Consider the following 19,816-nt stretch of genomic DNA (forward strand, 5'->3'; position numbering starts at 1 on the left):
CGCCTCAGAAGCCGACGCCGGTCCGGAAGGCCGACGCGCCGTTTTCTTCCAACTGCCGGGCCGCTTCCGCAAGGAGGCGGCCTTTGGTTTCCTGCGGCAGGGTCTTCGCCGCCGTCACCGCCGTGGCACCAAGCGTGCAGACATTTACGCCCTTCAGCGCTTTCTTCGCGTCCGCGCCGGACTGCAATGACACCATCAGGGGCAGAACATCCGGATCGGCCATGATGGACATGACCATGCCTTGCAGGGCGGCTTCGTCAGCGCGGGTTAACTCTCCGCGCGTCACCGGATGTTCGCGCGCATCCTCAATCGCGATCATCAGGCCAGCCATCACATCAAAGGAATAGTCCCTCAGCGGCGCCTTGAACTCCGCCATCGACTTCTCGAAATCGGCCGGCTGCTTGAACTCCATATCGGCAAGATCCGAATATCGGCCTGCATCGCACCATTTGCTGCGCTTGCGCGATGCCGTGCGCAGCCGGTCACGAGTCATGTCCAGGATATCGTCGAGATGTTTTGTATCAGCCTGCGCTAGGTAGCTGGCATGGTCGCGCAACACGGTCTCGGCATGCGCCATGACAAGTGTGGTCATGGCTTCATCGTCCAGCTTGCCAGCCTTCGCGATCTTTCCGGAAAGCGCCATCTGGGCCTCAGGATCCACCTTGCCGAGCGCAATGAAATACGCTTCGGCTGCCTCACCCGGCAGGTTCGGCATATCGATCGTGACGGACGAAACCCGGTCCCCAAGCGGCGTGTCCTTGCTCGCGGCCTTGTGCGGCAGGCTCAGCACGGCGAAGAACGCGCCGCACACGACAACAATTGTGATTAATGCGAACAGCGCATTCTGCTGGCCGGACGCAGACGCAGTATTTGCCTTGCGCGCGTCAAAGGTCATGATCTCTCCCCACGAAAGTCCGAAGGGAGAGATACCGGAAAAAGCCTTCCAACGACTTAAGCGAGCAGCGCTTTCCCGCTATCAGAGCGTGATGACGCCCTGCCCCGGCGGATTGGAGAACAGGGCCGCCACCAGGTCGGCCCGGCGGGCCTGCACGAGGCGCTGGTTCACATAACCCTTGTCCGTGATTTCACCCGCATCGACACTCGGCGGTTCGGTCATGATCATGACCCTGCGGATCCGGCGGGACGACCCCGGCTCATTCGCATTGAAGGCCGCAGTCTTTTTCGCCAGCTGTTCCGTCAGCACACCGAAGGCAGCCATCATGTCGCCGCCCTTCTCCTTGACCAGCTGCTCCATGCCCGCCGGTGACGGCCAGACCAGCGCACCGATCACATCCTTGTCCTGACCGCAGATTACCGCATCGAAGATCAGTGGCGAACAGGCTGCCACATAGTCCGGACGCAGCGTCCCGACACTGACCCATGTACCGGAGGAGAGCTTGAAGTCTTCCCCGACGCGGCCGTCGAAGATCAGGCCCTTGTTCGGATCTTCCTCGTCGACGAACTTCACCGCATCGCCGAGGCAGTAGTAGCCTTCCTCGTCGAACACTTCGGCATTCTTCTTCGGGTCATTGTGATAACCCGGCATGACCGACGGGCCTTTGACCCGCACTTCCAGCTTGTCGCCGTTCGGCACGAGTTTCAGATCCGATCCCGGCAATGGCAGGCCGATCAGGCCAACGCGCTCCGCCTCCCAGTGCACCACAGTGATGCCTTGCGTCTCGGTTGCACCATACATGGTGATGATCGGGATACGCCGCCCGGTCGCCTTGATGGAAAGGTTCTGCAGACGGTCATACAGATCGTCCGACAACGTCGCACCGCCATAGCCGATGGACCGCATATTCTTGAAGAAAGCCATCAGCAGGTCGTCATCGGACTCCATGGCTTCGGCCAGCATGGCGAGCGCGATCGGCGCCGTACCGAAAGTCGACGGAGAACATTCGCGCACATTGCGGATCGTTTCGTGGAACAGGGCCGGCGTCGGCTTGCCGCCATCGATCCAGAAGGTCGCGCCATTCCACATCGCGCCGTTGAAGTTCACGTTGGAACCGGAAATGTGGTTCCAGGGCAGCCAGTCGAGCACATTGTCCACGTGGCTCGGATCATATTCCGGGTCGCGGGAATTTTCGCGGAGGCCTTCATTCCCCGCGATCATGGAGCACATGGCGCCCTGCGTCGTCGGCACCGGCTTCGGCATGCCGGTCGAGCCGGAGGTGAAGAGATATTTGCCGATGCTCGCATCCGTCAGCCGGTCACGGGCTTCCTGCACGGCCGCTGTCGGCTCGGTCGCCGCCAGTTCGTCATAGGAGAGAACCGTGTTGTCCCCCCCCGCATCGGCGGAGAAAACCTTGCAGTCATCGCAGTCCAGCGCCGCAATGGCATTCTTGAACGGCTCCAGCGTCTCCGCGAAAACCACTTTCGGGTTCACGGCATTGAAGCAGTGCTTCAGCTTCTCGAAATCGGTCGACATGGTGGAGTATGGCACCGAGATCGGCGCGGCCGGAGCGCCGATCTTCTGAGCCGCCAGGATCACCATGGCAGACCGGATGGAGTTGCCGGACAGGATCATCACCGGCGCATCGGGCCCTGCCCCCATGTCGAGGAAGGCCTGTGCCAGGCCGTCGGTGATGCGGGCAGCCTCGCCATACGTGACGCTCACCCATTCATCGGTTTCAGGGTCACGTTCTTTCAGGAACGGTCTGTCAGGATGTTCAGCGGCGCGTTCGTCCAGGCAGTGCGGTATGGTCCGCGGGCGCGGGCCCGGTGACTGACGGGCAGATATGTAACGGATCCCGCCCAGCGCGGTGCGCATTTCGACATCGGGTGTCTTCTGCGGCAGCGGACGGAACGGCGGCAGCTCGGTCGCATCGGCCATGCGGTGTTTCTCCCAGAACCTGTTATCGTTTCGCCGGATGATAGGCGATCAGGCCGGAGAGGCAATTCGTTCCCCAACGAAAGGCGGGTGTGCATGACCGCGGGGGCAATCCCCCGCGTCAATCAGGGCCGGAAATCAAGGGCAATAATCAGGCTTCGGCCTCAACGGCCTCCACCACGTCTTCCAGCGCCCGTTTCATCATGGCTTCTTCCAGCGCTTCGGCCATGACACGGATCAGCGGTTCGGTACCCGACTTGCGGACAACCAACCGGCCCTTCTCCCCCATCTCCGCCTCCGCCCGGGCGATGGCAGACTTTACCCGCTCTGTTTCCAGCGGGTTGGTCCCGGCATAGCGGATATTGACCAGTTCCTGCGGCGCAGGCTCGAACACTCGTCCGACTACGGATGCCTTCTTCCCCGTGCGCGCCAGTACTTTCAACACCTGAAGCGCCGCCAGCAAGCCGTCCCCCGTGGTCGAGACATCCGACAGGATGATATGGCCGGACTGTTCGCCACCAAGATTGAACCCATGCGCCCGCATGTGCTCACCGACATACCGGTCGCCCACCTTGGTACGCGCCAGGATCAGGCCAAGGCCTTTCAGATATTCCGCCAGCCCCATATTCGACATGACAGTCGCAACCATGCCACCGCCCTTCAGGCGCTCCGTATGGAACAATTCGGTCGCGATCAGCGCCATCAGCTGGTCACCATCGAGTTCCTCACCCAGCTCGTCGATCACGATCAGGCGGTCGGCATCGCCGTCAAAGGCGATCCCGATATCGGCCTTGTTGTCCAGCACGGCTTTCGTCAGCGCCTTTGTATCAGTCGAGCCGACACCGGCATTGATGTTCACGCCATCCGGCGAAACACCCATGACGGTGACTTTGCAGCCGAGCTTGCGCAGCGCGTCCGGCCCTGCCCGGTAGGCCGCCCCATTCGCGCAATCCAGCACGACGTTCAGCTTCGAAAAGCCCGCTTCCGGTTCGACCGCCTCCAGGCAGCGTTCGACATAGCGGCGCACGCCCTCTTCCATCTGGCGGGGCTTCGTCACGTCCGTCGGCGCCGCATAGCCGCCTTCGAAGGCGTCAAACATGGCGGTCTCGAGCTGTTCCTCGATCTCGTCGGTGAACTTAACGCCCTCCGGTGAGAACAGTTTCAGGCCATTGTCCTGGAACTTGTTGTGAGAGGCCGTCACCATGACGCCAAAGGCCGCGCCGGTTTCCCGCGTCAGCAGAGCCACCGCCGGAGTTGGAACGACGCCGACGCAGACCGGCGTCAGCCCCATGCTGCTGAGGCCGGCGACGATGGCCGCCTCGATCATCTCGCCAGAGCGGCGCGTGTCCCGTCCAATGATCACGTCCCGTCCGCCGTCGGGCGAAAAGGTGCGCGCCGCCGCGATCGACAGGCGCAGCGCCGTCTCCACGGTCATGGGCTTCTGGTTTACGCGGCCCCGGATTCCATCCGTGCCAAAGAACTGACGTGCCATGATGTTACTCCCTGACCGAAGAAGTCGCAGGAAAAGCTGGAGAAAACGATACCGGAACGTGGCAGGACTATGTCAGACCGGGGACACGCCGCCATACACAATAAAATACGGATTATCATAGCCGCGCTCGCGCTTGCCATAGAGGAGCGGCGCGCCCTCTTCGGTCAGCACCCGGCCGCCAGCGGCTTCCACAACGGCCTGCCCGGCTGCGGTGTCCCATTCCATGGTGCGGCCCATACGCGGATAGAGGTCGGCCTCACCTGCCGCGATCAGGCAGAATTTCAGCGATGACCCCGCCCCCTTGATGTCCGCAACCTGGAACTTTTCAAGGAAGGCATCGGTTTCGGGCGTGCGGTGGGATTTCGACGCAACCGCCGTAACGCCCGCGTCCGGCGCCTTGCGGATGCGCAGCGGCGTACGCTCGGCCGGCACGTCGCCGCCCGGTGCCGCCTCCGCCTGCCAGGCGGAATTGTAGGCGTCCGCCACAAACAGGCGCGACAGGGCTGGCGCATAGACAACGCCCATGACCGGGCGACCATGCTCGATGATGGCTATGTTGACGGTGAACTCACCGTTCTTGTTGATGAATTCCTTCGTGCCATCCAGCGGGTCGACCAGCGCGAACCGGGCCCCATGTTCCGGCATCTCACCGGCGGCCATGGCCTCTTCGGCGATGACTTTCAGGTCCGGATCGGCTTCGGCCAGCGCTCTCAGGATCAGCGCTTCGGCCTTTTCATCGGCGATGGTGACGGGGGAATCGTCGCCCTTCTTCGTGAAATCGAAGTCGCCGTCATAGATCTCCATGATCAGCTTGCCCGCATCCAGCGCAATGCGCGCCAGCGTGTCACCCGTAATCGCCAAACCTGTTCTCCTGCACGAAATCCGGCGCTCTTCCTGTCAGCCCCGTCTGCGATAGGCAAGCCCGCAGCCGCGACATTGACTGGCGCGCGCCACTACGAGACCATTCACTCTCGTGAGACGGGTGGAGTAACGACATGATTTCACGCCGGCATATTCTGCTGCTTGGAGGCGCTGCCGCCATGCCCTGGCCCGGCCGGGCGCTGGGGGAAGAAACGCCTGCGCGCCACGCATTGATTATCGGGAATGCGGCCTATTCCGAAGGCATCGGCACGCTGGCCAATCCTGTCCGGGATGCCCACCTCGTGGCCGAAGGCATCATCGAGTGCGGCTTCTCGCTGGTTACCGGCGATGTGGTGAAAGATGCCGGACGGTCGGAAATGATGTCCGCTTTCCGCAACTTCGTCGATGCGATGCAGGCCAGCGGGCCGGCCGCCACGGGGTTTGTCTATTATTCCGGACATGGCGCCGCCCGCGAAGGCGAAGGCAACTTCCTGATCCCGGTCGAGGACGCTGCCGTGCTGGACGAAGCGCTTTGGGACGATTCCGTTTCGCTCGACTGGGTCATGGGCAAGTTGACCGATTGCCCCGGCCCGACTGTTCTCTCCATCGATGCCTGCCGCAATGTGCTGAAATTGCCCGAAGCCGAACGCGCCCTCGGCGGCGGCGAATCCTTCCGGGGCCTGCGCCGGTCTGCCGGCAGCGCGGAAGAGCGCAACATGTTCATCTCCTTCGCGACGTGGGAGGGCGAGACCGCCAGCGACGGACGGGCCGATGACAATAACGGCCCCTACGCCAAAGCGCTCGGCACCCGGCTTCTGGAACCCGCCGTCACCGTGCGCGACATGTTCGAGAATGTGCGTCTCGATGTGCTGGAAATGACGCTGCAGCGGCAGGAACCCATGAACCTCTCGCGCCTGCAGCGCCGCTCCAGCGACATCAAGATCGGCGCGTGGAGCCGGGCACCGGGCGCGCCCATGTCACCGGTCAGCCTGAATCCGTTGCGGGTCGCGCTCGTCTTCTCGAACGATTATGCCGGGAGCGGCGCCTACGCCCTGCCCAATACGCATGCTGACGGCACGAAAGTCGCGGCCGCTCTCAGTGAGAGCGGTTACAAGGTACGCCACATCCAGAATGCTGACCTTGAAGGCTTCCAGAATGGACTGACCATGATGCAGAACGCCCTGAATGCCGCTGGCCCGGCCAGCGTGGGCGTTGTCTATTTCGCCGGATACGGAGCATCCCTCTATGGCGAGGACAATTACCTGATCCCCAATGGCCCGCTTCCCCGCAACGAATACGAAGTAGAGGAAAGAGGTGCGAAACTGCAGGACGCCGTTGAGTTCCTCGAAGCCTCCAAGGCGCAGGCCGTGATCCTGATGGTCGATTGCGGACGGGCATACGATTCACCACTGGAAACCAAGGGGCTGGAGCCCGGCTTCGCCGGCTATACCTCGGACGCCAATGTGGTGATCGCCTATGCCGACGAACCCGGCACCACCCGGCCGGACGCCACTGGCCCTTCCGTCTTCGCCGACGCCTTTGCCAGCCGCATCCTGTCTCCGGACCGGATCGACATCAACAAGGTCATGCTGCAGGTCAGCGGCGATGTGATCGCCGCCACCGCCAGCCAGCAGCAGCCCTGGTTCCAGACCTCCGTCCGCCTGCCGATCTATTTCCGGGCTGACGTCGAAGACCCGGCGCCATACCTGCCGCCAATGATGGTGGAGGAGTCCCCGCCGATGGATCCCGACCCTCTCTGAGGGCTAGTTCAGCACGTCCGCCAGTTCGACTTCGAAGACGAGATCGGCATCCGCCGGTATCGGGCCGCCCGGCGTGCCCTTCTTGCCGTAAGCGAGGTCTGACGGGATGTAGAGCAACCAGCGGTCGCCCGGTTTCATCATGGAAAGAGCCTCGACCCAGCCGCGGATCAGCCGGTTCGACGGGAAGATTTCCGGCGCGCCGCGCTGGAAGGCGCTGTCGAACATTTCGCCCGTCTCGGCGAGACGGCCTTCATAATAGACGACGACCTGCTGCCCGTTCACCGGACTGGCGGCGCCTTCGTCCCCGCTCGCCAGAACGACATATTCGAGACCGGATCCGGTCTTCTTCACGTCCGGCGCATCATGGTTCCACGGCGTGTATTTCTCCCACGCTGCCGTATCGACCGACTTCGGCTCCATCAGGTCGACAAGGTCGACCAGGAAGACGAGGTCGTCACCCGCCTTGATGACGGCGCCCCGGTCCGAATTTCCATAGGCCAGCTTGTTCGGGACGTAGAACAGGTACTGGTCGCCCTCGTGCATCTTCTGCAAGCCGATGGTCCAGCCGGGGATCACCTGGTTCAGGCGGAACATGGCCGGCTTGCCGCGATCGAAGGAGGAGTCGAACTTGTCGCCATTGGCCGTGCGGCCTTCATAGTTGACGCGCACCAGGTCGCTGACGGCAGGCGTGGCGCCCTTGCCGTCCCCTTCCCGGATCACGATCCATTGCAGGCCGGTATCGTCAGTCTGGACGCCCTTCGCATCCGGGTTCCATGGCAGGTGTTGTTCGAACACCGCATCGACGTCGGTCGGCGCCTTTTCACCGCCGCCGCAGGCAGCGAGGAGGACAAGGGCCGCACTGGCGGCAACAGCGAGGATGCGCTTCATCTGGAGGCTCCGTTTCGGCTTCTCTATCAGGTTGAGTGTCTAGGCCGCTTCCGGGGCGAAGTCACCCGCCCCGGCCAGCCTTGAACATTACAGATGTCACATGCTGCGCGGCGGATAGCCGGCGAGGGTCAGTGCCTCGACAACTTCCTGCGTGTGCTGGCTGTCGCGCGTCTCGATCAGGATGTCGAACTCCGCGCCCTTGGCCGGCACGTCCAGCGCGATGCGGTTGTGGGCGACTTCCATGATGTTGGCCCCGGCATCGCCGATGATCTTGGAGACCAGCGCCAGCAGGCCCGGCCGGTCGTCGCCGATGATGCGGATCCGCGCCAGCCGGTTCTCGCGCACCAGCGCCCGGGTCAGCACAGAGGCAAGCAGCCGCGTGTCGATGTTCCCGCCGCACAACACGACACCCACCTTGTGCCCGCTGAAGCGCGCCGGATGGGCCAGCAGCGCAGCAAGGCCCGCAGCGCCTGCGCCTTCCGCAATCGTCTTCTCGACCTCGACATAAAGCGTGATCGCCCGTTCGAGATGCGCTTCCTCAACGAGAACGATATCGTCCACCAGCTGGCGGGCGATTTCCAGCGGCATCCGACCGACATCCTTGACGGCGATGCCCTCGGCGATGGTTGAGCCACCAACATGAACGGGCTCGCCCGCGAGTTCCTGCTTCATCGCCGGATACATCGCCGCCTCGACGCCGATGACTCTGATCTCCGGATTGATCCCGCGGGCCGCCACGGCAGACCCGGCGACCAGGCCGCCGCCGCCGATCGGGATGACCAGCATGTCGAGGTCCGGCTTGTCTTCCAGCATTTCCAGCGCGACCGTCCCCTGCCCTGCAATGATGTGCGGGTCGTCGAACGGGTGAATGAAGGTCAGCCCCTCGCGCTGCTGCACATTATAGGCTTCGGCCTTGGCCTCATCGAAGTTCAGGCCCTTCAGCAGCACGCGGCAGCCGTGCGACCGGGTCTGCTCGACTTTGGTGAACGGCGTCGTTTCCGGCATCACGATGGTTGCCGGAATGCCGAGGCGCTTGGCGTGATAGGCCACGCCCTGGCTGTGATTGCCGGCAGAGGCGGCGATGACGCCCACCTTTTTCTGCTCTTCGGACAAGGACGCCAGCCGGTTCAGCGCGCCGCGCTCCTTGAAGGCGGCGGTGTACTGGTGGTTCTCGAACTTCACCCACACTTCCGCGCCGGTGATATCCGACAGCGTGCGCGAGTGCCGGAACGGCGTCCGCTCGACCTGGCCTGCAATAATCATGGCCGCGGCTTTCACATCATCCAGTGTGACGGGAAGGCGCGTGCGCTGCGTATCGGCCATGGTTTCAGGTCCTCGGGGTTAAAGCGCGCGCACCCTATGCCTGAGGGGGTGGAAGAGCAAGCGGGAGAGGGAGTTGGGGCGGCGCCGCATTATTGTCAGTAGAAGCGTGTAGTTGGGCCTGATTTACCCGCTCTGTGGACGTCGAACGGTTCTCGGGACTAGTTTGAACGACGAATTGGCTGTGGAGGCGCACCGCAGAGCGGCGATGCCAAGGAGGATCAATCATGAAGCATCTGGCAGGAACACTCTTCTGTGCGGTCCTGTTTTCCAGTGGCTGCACGAATTCGGACACCGAACACGCTGAGCCAGCAGAACCTGCGACACCCGCTGGTCAGGTGCCGGACAGCAGCCAGGAAACGATGTCGATTGAAGAACAGTTTCCTGACTACGAACCCAAACTGACACCTGACACGCTCCTCGATTACCGACCGGGCCTTCTGGCATCCATGCCAAGCCTGCCGGAAGCCACCGTAGCGAACCTTCCAAAACTCATGGAAACGCTCGAATACTGGCGGGCGCAGGCCGAGGCCAACCCCGGCGGCTTCGAGCCGGGGAATATGCCGCTCGGTGCAGATGCGCAGCAGTATGAAGCATCTGACGCAGAGCTCATGTGGGCGCTTGCGGGCCAGCGCGTCGCCGATCTCGCAATAAACAATCCCGACCAGTTGAGAGAGTCGCTCCCACCGGAATCAGAGCTGCCGCTCACTTACCCAGTGTTCGCAGTGCGCCATGTTGATGTGATGGGCAGCGGTCGCTTCTTCTATGTCTCTGAACCGGACGTACGCGAAATAAATATTGATACCCCGTAGAGCCTCCCCCCTACTCCTCCATCCCCGCGATCCACTGATTGATCAGGTCGATCCCCACCGGGTCAGACAAGGTTCGCCCCAGTTCGGGCATGGCGATGCCGGGTTCGGTGGAGGCCATGCGGAAGGCCAGGATCGATTCCTCCGGGTGCCCCGGGTCGATGACATAGCGCCGGTTGCCTGAACCCCTTCCAGCCGCCGTCGGGTGCTTCTTCAGGCCAAGGCGCGTGGGGGAGGTTTCTTCCAGCGTCAGCCACAGGCCGGAATTCGAGGCCGATCCGTCCGGCTTGTGGCAATGGCCGCAATTGATGTCGAGATAGCCGCGCGCCCGCGCATCCAGCGGCAGGCTCACATCCACGGCAGAGGGCGACGCCTTCATGCCCAGCGGCACGCCGTCCAGAATGCCCGCCGCGACCCAATCCGACAGCTGGTCCACACCGGCCGGGCCCGGATGATCGAGGTTGCGCAGCTTCGGCCCGATGGGCCGGATCGCATCGCCCGACTGGTGGCAGGTCTTGCACTGGTTCTTGTTCGGCACTTCGTAGTGGATTTCCAGCGGCTCGCCGCCGGGCCTGATCGTTTCGATCGTCAGCCGCGCGCCGGTGGGCGCGTATTTCGCCTCCGTGCCGTCCTCGTTCCAGACATAGGGAAACGCGGCCCAGCCATCGGCCTTGCGGATGATCACCCGGGTCTCGACCTTGTAGGCGCCCTCTTCCGGGCTGCGCATATCAGGGGCAAACGCGAATGTCTTGATCAGCGCCGTGCCGACCGGATAGTCCGGAATACCGGCGCCATCTTCCTTCGCCATCTCGCCCGGCGGCACATAGATGAAGCGGTGCTTGGCCGCGTCATCGGAGAAGAGCGGATTGATCAGGTCATAGGCCTTCACACGCTCGGCCGGCATGTTCCCGCCCGCATCCTCGAAAAATCCGTAGTCGGACAGAAGCGGTGCGGGCTTGTCGGCCAGAATGGTTGCGAGATCGGGCGTGACCGGGCCTGCCGCCTGTCCCGCCCCGCAGGCCGCCAGGATCAGGCAGGCAAGCGGGAACCCAGTCCTCATGGTTGTTTCTGGTCCTGCGGCAGGACAACTGCGTCACGCTCCGGCACCGGGGTGGAGGCCGGACGGTCCATGCTGGGCTGCATCTTCGCCGGATCGATCGGGTATTCGCCAAGCCCGATATTGATGAAGCCGACCTCAGGCGCCTCGGCAATGACGAGATTCACGGGCTGGTCTTCGCCGCCATTCCAGCGGGTCACGCCATCGGTCATGATGGCCGGCAGCTGGCCACCAAGCGCCGCGGCTAAGGGCGCCAGCATGCCCTGCGGATCGTCCAGCCCGCCTTCATAGGTGTTGCCGGTCACGGTGATGTCGTCCAGCAGCGGGCCGTAATTTTCATCCGTGAACGGCTCGGTATAAGCCGTCAGCATGACATGGACGCTGCGATTGTCCTTGAACCGGTTGCCGGTGACATAGACATCGGAGTTCGCCATCACGATCAGGCCCGTGCCGCTCGGCACGCCCGCCACGATATTGCCGACGGGGGCGAAGTTCACTGTGTTGTTTTCGACAATGTCATTGTCATAGACGCGCGTGGAATGTCCGCCCATCACGGGCAGGTCCGGCAGATCGAAGACAAGAATGCCGCCCGCATTGTGGCGCGCGATATTTCCGTACACGTCCGCATAGGACGAGTTCTCGATCTCGATCCCGGCGACATTGTATTCGGCGACCGAGTCCCGGACGATGATGTTCTGCGACTGGCCGACATAGATGCCCGCGTCAGAGGCGCCGCGGACGGTGCAGTTCTGAACCAGCACATCGGTCGATTCGACCGGATAGATGCCATAGGCGCCGTTCGTCTCGTCCGGCTCCCCGGACCATTCGACCGTCAGGTACTGATAGGTGATGCGGTCGGAATCCTTGGATTTGATGCCATCGCCTTTCGTGTCGCGGATGCCGAAATCTGTCAGCACGACATCGTCGGCAGTCACCAAGAGGCCCTCGCCCGCGCCGGTCTGCCCGGCAAAGTCGAGGATGGTCTTGCCCTGCCCGGCTCCGGCGAGCGTGACATCATCCACATCCAGCGACAGGCCGGTCGTGAACTCGAAGGTGCCTTCGGGCATGACGATGGTCTGGCCGGGTTCGGCTTCGATCAGGGCGAGTTGCAGGTTCTCGGCAAAGTCGCCGTCAGCCGAAACATGCACGATCCCGTCTTCGGCAGGTGCGGCAACCTCCGGCGCAGGGGCTTCATTTTTGGAACACGCGACGGGCGCCAGGATTGCGGCTGTGGCCGCTGCCAGAATGATGGGTCTCATGCCCGTTCTCCTCCCCGAGATCATAGTTGACGCCAGTGTCAACTTCTGCGGAGGAAATAGCAAGGGCCACAAAAAGAAAGCCCCGCCGGCATCTCTGCGGGCGGGGCGTACATGGTCCATACATGGTCTATATATGGTGTTCTACATGGTCCTTTAGTGCACGCTGACCGGGGTCAGGTCATGCAGCCGGGCAGTGGCGAAAGCCGCGTCACGGCCTTCCACGATGGCCAGTTGCTGGCCGTCGGCAGAGGACACAATGAACAGGTCTTCCGGCCGGCCAATCCCTTCAAGGGCATTGGCGGGCACGAGGTCCTGCACTTCGTCTGCACCCAGGTGGCGAATGTAGACGATAGGATCCGCATCGAAGCGGGGTGTGTTTTCGTCGTTCAACATGTCGGCACTCCTTTCGTCGCACGAAAGATACGGCGAACATGGGGTCCCTTGGGTGGGTACCTTTGGGCACCTTTCGTTCACATTCAAGGTGGGGTCCAATTGTGGCGCTTCAAGTGCTTTGGTGCGGCATCATGCGGGCGGAAAATCACGAAAAATTGCGGATTTTCCGGGGTTATCTGCTATATTTCCGAGGTGAGCCCCCGGGAGGCACAGGATGAAATTTTCAAGCTTGTCAGAGCGTCAGATCCTGAAAGCGCAGGCTGAAGGGCAGCTGGACAATCTTGAAGGCGCCGGAAAGCCCCTGCCGAAGGAAGGTTTCACCGGCGGCAGCGACGCAGTCGGCTACCGCATCATGGCGGAGGCTGGTGCGCTCCCCCGCGAGATCGAATTGCGCAAGGCGGTCGAGGCGGAAATGCAGGCGCTGCGCGACGCGCCGAACGAGGAAGCGCGTAAAAAGGTGATGGCGAAACTCGCCGACCTGCAGATGCGCCTCAGCATCGAACAGGAAGCCAGGCGCAAATTCCTTAAACGATAAGATCAGCGCAGCGGCCTGCCTGAGCGACCCGTTCCCTGCTATGGCTGCCCTTCCATTGAAGCCGGAAGAGACGCGTCATGCCGCCCGAAATCCTCAGCCAGTACCTGCCGAACTTGTTGCTGATCCTGTCCGTTTTCATCGTCGGCGCGGCCAGCCCCGGCCCGGCGACGCTGATGATCCTGAATGTCTCCGCCCGCGAAGGGCGGGCCGCTGGCGTCATGCTCTCGCTCGGCATCGTGACGGGGTCGATCTTCTGGGCCCTGGTCGCCGCGCTCGGCTTTGTGGCGGCGCTGAAGGCCTCTGTCCTGTTCTTCACGGCGATGAAGATGGCAGGCGGCCTCTACCTGCTTTTCCTGGCCTTCAAGGCCTTCCGGTCTGCGAGCCGCAAGGCATCTTCAGATGCACCCGAAGCAGCGCCCGCCCCGGTTTCGCACAGCCGGCAATATCTGCGCGGACTGCTGCTGCACCTGACCAATCCGAAAGCGCCGCTTGTCTGGATGGCGACCCTGTCCGTCGGCGCGGCCTCCACAGCCCCGCCAGCCTTCCTGTTCACAGCCGTGACCGTCTGTGCCTTCGCCGGGACGGCCATTTTTGTCGGATACGCCTGCCTGTTTTCCACACGGTCAGCCGTGGCGGCCTACCGGAAAATGCGGCGGCCTTTCGACATTGTGATCGGAACGCTCTTCGGCGCAGCGGGCATCAGGCTGCTGACGCTGAAATCAGCGTAGGAACTGGCCGAACTGTCCGGAAGGAAATGGTGGAGCCAAGGGGAGTCGAACCCCTGACCTCTTGCATGCCATGCAAGCGCTCTCCCAACTGAGCTATGGCCCCGGACCGGGAAGAGCGGGGTTTATCCCCCCGTCTTCCGGCTTTCAAGTCTATTCTTCATCTTCCTCGTCATCGAGGGTGAGATCATCGTCATCGTCGCCGTCTTCGTCGATTTCGAAATCGTCATCATCGTCATCGGTGAGGATGATGTCGTCATCGTCATCGTCGTCGACGCCGTCTTCGTTGAAGCCGCTCGGCACTTTCGAACTTGATTCGTCGTCTTCCTCGTCGTCACCGCCTTCGAGGATCACTTCATCGTCGTCTTCGCCGAGTTCCTTCGCTTCGTCCTCGTCGTCGCCTTCATCCTCGTCATCGGAATCGTCGTCGTCGCGGGCGGCCGTTGCCTTCTCGTCCTCGTCGTCGTCATCCTCGTCTTCGTCCTCGGCCTTGACCGCAGCGCGGGCCGCCTTGGCTTTCACCTTGGTGATGGTGGTGCGGATGACCTCGTCTTCGGGGTCGAATTCCTCACCGCACTTCGGGCACACAGCCGGTCGTTTGTTGAGGTCGTAGAAACGGGCTTCGCAGGATGGGCAAACCTGTTTGGTTCCAAGCTTGTCTTTCGACACGGGCGACACGCCTCCTCGTTGGATTTCTGGATTTTGGTCTGGGCGGCGCTTGCCATGAACGCCGCGCGCTGTCAAAGCCCCAATTCACGCAAAAATTCAGCTCGGAAAACTACATGGTCTGGACAAGCCGTCCCGTCAAATCCCTGAAAGGCGCCGTCAGGGCCCCTGGCGACAAATCCTGCAGCCACCGCGCGCTGATTTTCGGGGGCCTCGCAGAGGGCACAAGCCACTTTACCGGCATGCTGGAAGGCGACGATGTTCTGCGCACTGGCGCGGCCATGTCGGCCCTTGGCGCAGACGTGAAACGCCTGGGCGGCGGGGCCTGGGAAGTCACCGGCGTCGGCGCAAAAGGCCTCTCCTCTCCGGCAGGCATTCTGGACTTCGGAAATTCCGGCACGGGCTCGCGCCTGATGATGGGCGTCATGGCGGGGCATGACCTGACCGCGGAGCTGACCGGTGACAAGAGCCTCTGCTCCCGCCCGATGAACCGCATCCTCACCCCGCTGCGCCAGATGGGCCTGACCGACACTGCCGGCCCGGACGGGCGCCTGCCCTTCTCGCTGACCGGCACGAAAAACCTGCAGGCGATCACCTACGCCCCGCCGCAGGCCTCCGCGCAGGTGAAGTCTGCCGTGATGCTCGCAGGTCTCTCAGCGAACGGCACGACCGTCGTGGAAGAGGCCAAGCCCACCCGCGACCATACCGAGCGCATGCTACGCGGTTTCGGCGTCGAGGTCGGCGTTGAGCGCAAGCCGGGCGAACCGACGCGCATCTCCATCGAAGGCGGCCAGACGCTGCGCGCCATCGAGGCCGCGATTCCGGGCGACCCCTCCTCTGCCGCCTTCCTCGTCGCCGCAGGCATCCTCTCCCCGGCCAGCGACGTGCAGGTCGACGGCGTCATGTCGAACCCGACCCGGTCCGGCTTCTACGATGTCGCAAACCTGATGGGCGCGCATCTCGGCGCGGAAGAAGCCGGCGAAGCCGCAGGTGAGCGCCAGATCAATATCGCGTCCGGCTATGCCCACCTCAAAGGCATCCACGTGCCGGAGCGCTATGTCGCCTCCATGATCGACGAATTCCCGATCCTCGCCGTCCTCGCCGCCTTTGCCGAGGGCGAGACCATCGTCACCGGCGCCGAAGAACTGCGCGTGAAAGAGTCAGACCGCATCGACGCCACCGTTGCCATGCTGCGCGCAAACGGCGTCGAGGCGGAAGGCACGCCCGACGGCTTCATCGTGCAGGGCCGCGCCGGCAAAGTGCCGGGCGGCGGTCTCGTCGAAACCCACCACGACCACCGCATCGCCATGAGCGCGCTGGTCATGGGCACCGCCGCGCAGAACCCTGTCCGCGTCGACGACATCTCCATGATCGATACATCGTATCCGGACTTCCTCGCCCATATGGCGACGCTGGGCGCAGATATTTCGGAGGGGGGACCGGCTGAAAGTCGCGGGAGTCAGATATAAAGGAAGAACCCCGAACGGCTGATTCCGGGGCGAGTTTAGGATGCTCGCTTACACCATCAGGTGTTTTGAAGAAGTCTCGCACCTGAAAAAGGTGGGTGAATAGCTTTTCGACCAATTGTTCTGTCGCAGCAGCTTATCGTCCGATAGTTGCACCAAATATCGTCCTGTGTAGGAATGAGCCAACGACGTATGTGGAGGGGTTGCAAATGAAACAAAAACTAGCGGTCACCGTGACCTTGGCGGGCATGCTCATACTATTGGGAGGGTGTGAAACCACTCCGCAGGAAAGGGTCGTTTATCTTGAAGGTAAGCCGTACCTGTATGTTGGTGATTGCACGGAAAATGTAGTTGACCACGGAGGCTTCGCTAAGTGCACTGACCAGAATGGAGATCCATCCGGCTTCGTTGCGCCCTTTACGGAAGAAATCGCACGCGGTTACTACGCGAGGCAGTCTGCACGGCAGCAGGAGTATGAAGCTCGGCGCCAAGCCCTTCAAGATATTTCCAATTCTCTGAACAAAACAGCCAACGCAATCAACCAGAATACAGAACAAATCAGTGGACTGCGCCAGAGTTGGGAATCCCCGCAGGTCGCCCAACCGACGATTGGCTCTACCGGCGTGACATTCAATCAGGTTGGATCAAATTTCATAGGTTCCAATGGGGTCTCTTACCAGCAAGTGGGCAATGTTCTAATAGGTAGCGATGGTTCGAGGTGTCAGGTAATCGGATCGGTGATCAGATGCGACTAGCCTGAATGCTGAAATATCTACAGCATAGCCTTCAGGACACGTGCCATTGTTTGAAGCCTCGCAAGCGACTGAGCCCGGTCGCCCCACATAAGGCAAACGTTCCGCCGCCTCTCAGGCTTGCTCCGATTCGCTGTCGCGCTTTTCGCCATATCTTCAAAAAGCAATTAAATGGGCAGTTCTAGCACCGTAGCCACATCGTACACTTCCCCCCCTTCCAGACGATGCTTTCGAAAGTTTCGCTCAACCTACCGGTCCGTTTCAGTGACAGACTTGGCGAACGAGGCGTAGATTTTCCTGTCCTTGGCTTAGGGCCCAACAAAGGTCTGAAAAGGGCCAATAGTCGTCGTTCGTGAATCCGCTTCGGCGGCATGCCCCCAAACCCATGCCCTCCCTATGAAGAACAGCCCCGCGCTGATACCTCTCTTCCATCTGCCTGAACCAGGCAGCGAAACGAAGTGACCTCTGATGCCCCGTCTCGTTCTCTATCCCGGCAGCCTGCTCGACATAGACACGGACGTCATCGTCAATGCTGCCAATTCCAGCCTGATGGGCGGCGGAGGCGTGGATGGAGTCATCCACAACGCGGCCGGGCCTGCGCTGAAAGAAGCCTGCCGGCCGCTCGCCCCCTGCCCGCCGGGCGAGGTGCGTGTCACCGAAGGCTTCGGTCTTGCCCCACGGCTCATCTTCCACACGGTCGGCCCGGTCTGGCATGGCGGCCAGAATGGCGAGGCAGACGTTCTGGCGAACTGCTACCGCAATTGCCTGACCGAACTCAGCCAGCGGAATCTCCGCCGCATCGTCTTCCCGGCGATCTCGACCGGGGCCTATAGCTACCCGCCTGCGCAGGCGGCCCATATCGCCGTCACAATCTGCGCGCGCCATCCGATGGCCCGCGATGCCGACATCGTGTTTGCCGTCGTCGACCCGCAAAACCGGGCCGCAATCGCTGCCGCACTGAACGCGATCCGGTAATCGCCTGCCCCTGCGGCAGAAATTGACGTCTCCGCTGCCCGCGCCAAAGTGTGGGCATGACACGTCTTTTCGAACCCATGACCCTCGCCCATGGCCCAGCCATGAAGAACCGCTTCATGCTGGCGCCGCTGACAAACCTGCAGAGCCATGCCGACGGCACGCTCAGCGATGACGAATTCCGCTGGCTGACATACCGGGCCGAAGGCGGCTTCGGCATGACCATGACCTGCGCGGCCCATGTGCAGGCCATCGGCCAGGGCTTCCCCGGCCAGCTTGGCATTTTCGACGACAAGCACCTGCCGGGCCTCTCGCGCCTGGCCGAAGCGCTGAACAGGACCGGCACGCATTCGGTCGTCCAGCTACACCATGCGGGCATGCGTTCGCCCAAGGAAGTGATTGGCGAGACGCCCGTCTGCCCATCCGACAATGAGGAATTCGGCGCCCGCGCCCTGACCGGCGACGAGGTGAAGGAAGCCTTCGATGCATTTGTCGCGGCGGCAAAGCGCGCGGAGAAAGCCGGTTTCCACGGCGTGGAACTGCACGGCGCGCATGGCTATCTGATCTGCCAGTTCATCAGTGGCGAGGTGAACCTGCGCGAGGATGAATGGGGCGGGCCTTACGAGAACCGCGTGAAGTTCCTGACCGACATGATCGATGCCGTGCGGGCTGAATGCGGCAAGGACTTCTCCCTCGGCGTGCGCCTGTCTCCGGAACGCTTCGGCATGGATCTCACAGAGATCCGCCGTCTTGCGGGCGAAGTCATGACCGGCGGCAAGGTCGACTATCTCGACATGTCGCTATGGGACACGTTCAAGGAACCGGAAGACGCGGCCTTCAAGGGTAAGCGTCTGGTCGATTGCTTCACAGACCTGCCGCGCGGCGATTGCCGTCTCGGCGCGGCCGGCAAGTTGACCACAGGCGCGGCCTGCAGGGAGGCCATGGAAGCGGGGCTGGACTTTGTCGCCATCGGGCGCGGCGCGATCCTGCACCATGACTTCCCGGAAAAGCTGGAGGCCGATCCGGACTTCACGCCCATCGCCCTGCCCGTGCCGGAAGCGCACCTGCGTGCAGAGAAGCTGGGCGACGCCTTCCTGACATACATGAAGACGTGGAAGGGCTTCGTCGCCGAAGACGCCTGATCCGCCATAGTCCATTATAGTCCGCTATAGTCCGGCATGATCCATTATAATCAGGAGGAAACACCATGAAGATCACCAATGATACCGCCGCAGTCGTCACCGGCGGAGCGTCTGGCCTCGGCCAGGCCACGGCCCGCGCGCTCGCCGCAGCCGGCGCCAAGGTCGCCATTTTCGACATCAATGAAGAAGCCGGCGAAGCCACCGCCAAGGAAATCGGCGGCATCTTCTGCAATGTGAACATCATGGACGAAGACTCCTGCGTGGCCGGCTTCGAAAAAGCCCGCGCTGCCAACGGACAGGAACGCATCACCGTCCACTGCGCCATGGCAGCCAAGGGCGGCAAGACGCTGTCCTGGGACAAGGAGAATGCCCGCTACAAGCGCCTGCCGACCGAAGACTACGCGTTCGGCGCACAGGGCGTGCTGGTCGCCTCCTACCGGATCGCCTCGCTTTCGGCGCTCGGCATGTCGACGCTTCCGGAAATGGAAGACGGCGAGCGCGGCTGCATCACGCTGACCGCCTCGGTTGCGGCGCAGGACGGCCAGATCGGCCAGGTCGTCTACGGCTCCTGCAAGGCGGGCGTGAACGGCCTCGTCCTGCCCATGGCGCGTGACCTGATGGATATCGGCATCCGCGTGAACTCGATCATGCCGGGCATCTTCGCAACGCCGCTGATGCTGCGCGCACCGGACAAGGTGCTGAACAGCCTCGCCGCGTCGGTCCCCTTCCCCAAACGTCTCGGCAAGCCGGAAGAATATGCATCGCTGGCCATGGAGCTCGCCCGCAACACCTATTTCAACGCCCAGTGCATCCGCCTCGACGGCGCCATCCGCATGGCGCCGCGTTGATCGATTGCTCGCGGCGGCTCCCGGACCTCCGGCCCGGG

The 19,816-nt window shown here is 62.4% G+C and carries 19 protein-coding genes and 1 tRNA gene; 9 read left to right on the forward strand and 11 right to left on the reverse strand.

Annotated features, from left to right (window positions below; all coding sequences use genetic code 11):
• Positions 1–4 precede the first annotated feature (4 nt).
• The 4 genes from R3C98_RS02905 to cysQ all read right to left on the reverse strand — a co-directional run bounded on the left by R3C98_RS02905 (position 5) and on the right by cysQ (position 5,186).
• Positions 5–895 carry a hypothetical protein gene (locus tag R3C98_RS02905; protein ID WP_371312616.1) on the reverse strand — a complete coding sequence of 297 codons (891 nt, stop codon included), beginning with the start codon at positions 893–895 and terminating at the stop codon, positions 5–7.
• Between the two features lie 81 nt (positions 896–976).
• Positions 977–2,836 carry an AMP-binding protein gene (locus R3C98_RS02910; protein ID WP_371312617.1) on the reverse strand — a complete coding sequence of 620 codons (1,860 nt, stop codon included), beginning with the start codon at positions 2,834–2,836 and terminating at the stop codon, positions 977–979.
• Positions 2,837–2,984: 148 nt separating this feature from the next.
• Positions 2,985–4,325: a phosphoglucosamine mutase gene (gene glmM / locus R3C98_RS02915; RefSeq protein WP_371312618.1), complete on the reverse strand. Its 1,341-nt coding sequence runs from the start codon at positions 4,323–4,325 to the stop codon at positions 2,985–2,987.
• A 72-nt stretch (positions 4,326–4,397) separates the two neighbouring features.
• Positions 4,398–5,186 carry a 3'(2'),5'-bisphosphate nucleotidase CysQ gene (gene cysQ, locus R3C98_RS02920; RefSeq protein ID WP_371312619.1) on the reverse strand — a complete coding sequence of 263 codons (789 nt, stop codon included), beginning with the start codon at positions 5,184–5,186 and terminating at the stop codon, positions 4,398–4,400.
• Between the two features lie 134 nt (positions 5,187–5,320).
• On the opposite strand from cysQ, the gene R3C98_RS02925 reads away from it, so the two are divergent.
• Positions 5,321–6,946: a caspase domain-containing protein gene (locus tag R3C98_RS02925; RefSeq protein WP_371312620.1), complete on the forward strand. Its 1,626-nt coding sequence runs from the start codon at positions 5,321–5,323 to the stop codon at positions 6,944–6,946.
• Positions 6,947–6,949: 3 nt separating this feature from the next.
• Here the strand turns inward: R3C98_RS02925 and R3C98_RS02930 are convergent, their stop codons facing one another.
• Together R3C98_RS02930 and R3C98_RS02935 are read right to left on the reverse strand one after the other, a co-directional pair.
• Positions 6,950–7,834 carry an FKBP-type peptidyl-prolyl cis-trans isomerase gene (locus tag R3C98_RS02930; protein ID WP_371312621.1) on the reverse strand — a complete coding sequence of 295 codons (885 nt, stop codon included), beginning with the start codon at positions 7,832–7,834 and terminating at the stop codon, positions 6,950–6,952.
• A gap of 96 nt (positions 7,835–7,930) precedes the next feature.
• Entirely contained in the window at positions 7,931–9,157 is a 1,227-nt protein-coding gene (locus R3C98_RS02935) for a threonine ammonia-lyase (protein WP_371312622.1), read from the reverse strand.
• A 224-nt stretch (positions 9,158–9,381) separates the two neighbouring features.
• On the opposite strand from R3C98_RS02935, the gene R3C98_RS02940 reads away from it, so the two are divergent.
• Positions 9,382–9,966, forward strand: a complete 585-nt coding sequence (locus R3C98_RS02940) for a hypothetical protein (RefSeq protein ID WP_371312623.1) — start codon at positions 9,382–9,384, stop codon at positions 9,964–9,966.
• A 10-nt stretch (positions 9,967–9,976) separates the two neighbouring features.
• Here R3C98_RS02940 and R3C98_RS02945 read toward each other — a convergent pair whose 3' ends face one another.
• The 3 genes from R3C98_RS02945 to R3C98_RS02955 all read right to left on the reverse strand — a co-directional run bounded on the left by R3C98_RS02945 (position 9,977) and on the right by R3C98_RS02955 (position 12,672).
• Positions 9,977–11,023: an SO2930 family diheme c-type cytochrome gene (locus tag R3C98_RS02945; RefSeq protein WP_371312624.1), complete on the reverse strand. Its 1,047-nt coding sequence runs from the start codon at positions 11,021–11,023 to the stop codon at positions 9,977–9,979.
• Positions 11,020–12,279, reverse strand: a complete 1,260-nt coding sequence (locus R3C98_RS02950) for a parallel beta-helix domain-containing protein (protein WP_371312625.1) — start codon at positions 12,277–12,279, stop codon at positions 11,020–11,022. The genes R3C98_RS02945 and R3C98_RS02950 overlap by 4 nt, the downstream gene beginning before the upstream one ends.
• Positions 12,280–12,432: 153 nt before the next feature.
• Positions 12,433–12,672, reverse strand: a complete 240-nt coding sequence (locus tag R3C98_RS02955) for a DUF1150 family protein (RefSeq protein ID WP_371312626.1) — start codon at positions 12,670–12,672, stop codon at positions 12,433–12,435.
• A gap of 214 nt (positions 12,673–12,886) precedes the next feature.
• Between R3C98_RS02955 and R3C98_RS02960 the strand changes: the two genes are divergently transcribed.
• Together R3C98_RS02960 and R3C98_RS02965 are read left to right on the forward strand one after the other, a co-directional pair.
• Positions 12,887–13,207, forward strand: coding sequence for a DUF1992 domain-containing protein (locus tag R3C98_RS02960; protein WP_371312627.1), 321 nt, complete (start codon positions 12,887–12,889; stop codon positions 13,205–13,207).
• 77 nt (positions 13,208–13,284) lie between these two features.
• Positions 13,285–13,935 carry a LysE family translocator gene (locus R3C98_RS02965; RefSeq protein ID WP_371312628.1) on the forward strand — a complete coding sequence of 217 codons (651 nt, stop codon included), beginning with the start codon at positions 13,285–13,287 and terminating at the stop codon, positions 13,933–13,935.
• A gap of 27 nt (positions 13,936–13,962) precedes the next feature.
• Here the strand turns inward: R3C98_RS02965 and R3C98_RS02970 are convergent.
• Positions 13,963–14,038, reverse strand: a tRNA-Ala gene (locus R3C98_RS02970).
• Between the two features lie 47 nt (positions 14,039–14,085).
• Positions 14,086–14,601, reverse strand: a complete 516-nt coding sequence (locus R3C98_RS02975; protein ID WP_371312629.1) for a TIGR02300 family protein — start codon at positions 14,599–14,601, stop codon at positions 14,086–14,088.
• 113 nt (positions 14,602–14,714) lie between these two features.
• Between R3C98_RS02975 and aroA the strand changes: the two genes are divergently transcribed.
• The 5 genes from aroA (at position 14,715) to R3C98_RS03000 (ending at position 19,778) form a co-directional block, all read left to right on the forward strand.
• On the forward strand, positions 14,715–16,067 hold the full coding sequence (aroA, locus tag R3C98_RS02980) for a 3-phosphoshikimate 1-carboxyvinyltransferase (protein WP_371312630.1): 1,353 nt from the start codon (positions 14,715–14,717) through the stop codon (positions 16,065–16,067).
• A gap of 206 nt (positions 16,068–16,273) precedes the next feature.
• The gene (locus tag R3C98_RS02985; protein ID WP_371312631.1) at positions 16,274–16,819 is read left to right on the forward strand and encodes a hypothetical protein; all 546 of its coding nucleotides are present in this window, start codon (positions 16,274–16,276) and stop codon (positions 16,817–16,819) included.
• 465 nt (positions 16,820–17,284) lie between these two features.
• Complete coding sequence (locus tag R3C98_RS02990; RefSeq protein WP_371312632.1) at positions 17,285–17,791, forward strand: macro domain-containing protein; 507 nt, start codon at positions 17,285–17,287, stop codon at positions 17,789–17,791.
• A 56-nt stretch (positions 17,792–17,847) separates the two neighbouring features.
• Entirely contained in the window at positions 17,848–18,930 is a 1,083-nt protein-coding gene (locus R3C98_RS02995; protein ID WP_371312633.1) for an NADH:flavin oxidoreductase, read from the forward strand.
• Between the two features lie 65 nt (positions 18,931–18,995).
• Complete coding sequence (locus tag R3C98_RS03000) at positions 18,996–19,778, forward strand: SDR family NAD(P)-dependent oxidoreductase (protein WP_371312634.1); 783 nt, start codon at positions 18,996–18,998, stop codon at positions 19,776–19,778.
• Positions 19,779–19,816: the final 38 nt, after the last annotated feature.

Origin of the sequence: Hyphomonas sp. (assembly GCF_041398465.1) — a bacterium.
Taxonomy (GTDB): domain Bacteria; phylum Pseudomonadota; class Alphaproteobacteria; order Caulobacterales; family Hyphomonadaceae; genus Hyphomonas.

Excerpts from the sequence above, each read along its gene's own strand:
- R3C98_RS02930 (WP_371312621.1), bottom strand. The coding sequence starts at position 7,834 with ATGAAGCGCATCCTCGCTGTTGCCGCCAGTGCGGCCCTTGTCCTCCTC.
- R3C98_RS02935 (WP_371312622.1), bottom strand. The coding sequence starts at position 9,157 with ATGGCCGATACGCAGCGCACGCGCCTTCCCGTCACACTGGATGATGTG.
- R3C98_RS02905 (WP_371312616.1), bottom strand. The coding sequence starts at position 895 with ATGACCTTTGACGCGCGCAAGGCAAATACTGCGTCTGCGTCCGGCCAG.
- R3C98_RS02940 (WP_371312623.1), top strand. The coding sequence starts at position 9,382 with ATGAAGCATCTGGCAGGAACACTCTTCTGTGCGGTCCTGTTTTCCAGT.
- R3C98_RS02950 (WP_371312625.1), bottom strand. The coding sequence starts at position 12,279 with ATGAGACCCATCATTCTGGCAGCGGCCACAGCCGCAATCCTGGCGCCC.
- R3C98_RS02955 (WP_371312626.1), bottom strand. The coding sequence starts at position 12,672 with ATGTTGAACGACGAAAACACACCCCGCTTCGATGCGGATCCTATCGTC.
- R3C98_RS02910 (WP_371312617.1), bottom strand. The coding sequence starts at position 2,836 with ATGGCCGATGCGACCGAGCTGCCGCCGTTCCGTCCGCTGCCGCAGAAG.
- R3C98_RS02945 (WP_371312624.1), bottom strand. The coding sequence starts at position 11,023 with ATGAGGACTGGGTTCCCGCTTGCCTGCCTGATCCTGGCGGCCTGCGGG.
- R3C98_RS02985 (WP_371312631.1), top strand. The coding sequence starts at position 16,274 with ATGAAACAAAAACTAGCGGTCACCGTGACCTTGGCGGGCATGCTCATA.
- R3C98_RS02965 (WP_371312628.1), top strand. The coding sequence starts at position 13,285 with ATGCCGCCCGAAATCCTCAGCCAGTACCTGCCGAACTTGTTGCTGATC.
- aroA (WP_371312630.1), top strand. The coding sequence starts at position 14,715 with ATGGTCTGGACAAGCCGTCCCGTCAAATCCCTGAAAGGCGCCGTCAGG.
- R3C98_RS02990 (WP_371312632.1), top strand. The coding sequence starts at position 17,285 with ATGCCCCGTCTCGTTCTCTATCCCGGCAGCCTGCTCGACATAGACACG.
- glmM (WP_371312618.1), bottom strand. The coding sequence starts at position 4,325 with ATGGCACGTCAGTTCTTTGGCACGGATGGAATCCGGGGCCGCGTAAAC.
- R3C98_RS03000 (WP_371312634.1), top strand. The coding sequence starts at position 18,996 with ATGAAGATCACCAATGATACCGCCGCAGTCGTCACCGGCGGAGCGTCT.
- R3C98_RS02995 (WP_371312633.1), top strand. The coding sequence starts at position 17,848 with ATGACACGTCTTTTCGAACCCATGACCCTCGCCCATGGCCCAGCCATG.
- R3C98_RS02925 (WP_371312620.1), top strand. The coding sequence starts at position 5,321 with ATGATTTCACGCCGGCATATTCTGCTGCTTGGAGGCGCTGCCGCCATG.
- R3C98_RS02960 (WP_371312627.1), top strand. The coding sequence starts at position 12,887 with ATGAAATTTTCAAGCTTGTCAGAGCGTCAGATCCTGAAAGCGCAGGCT.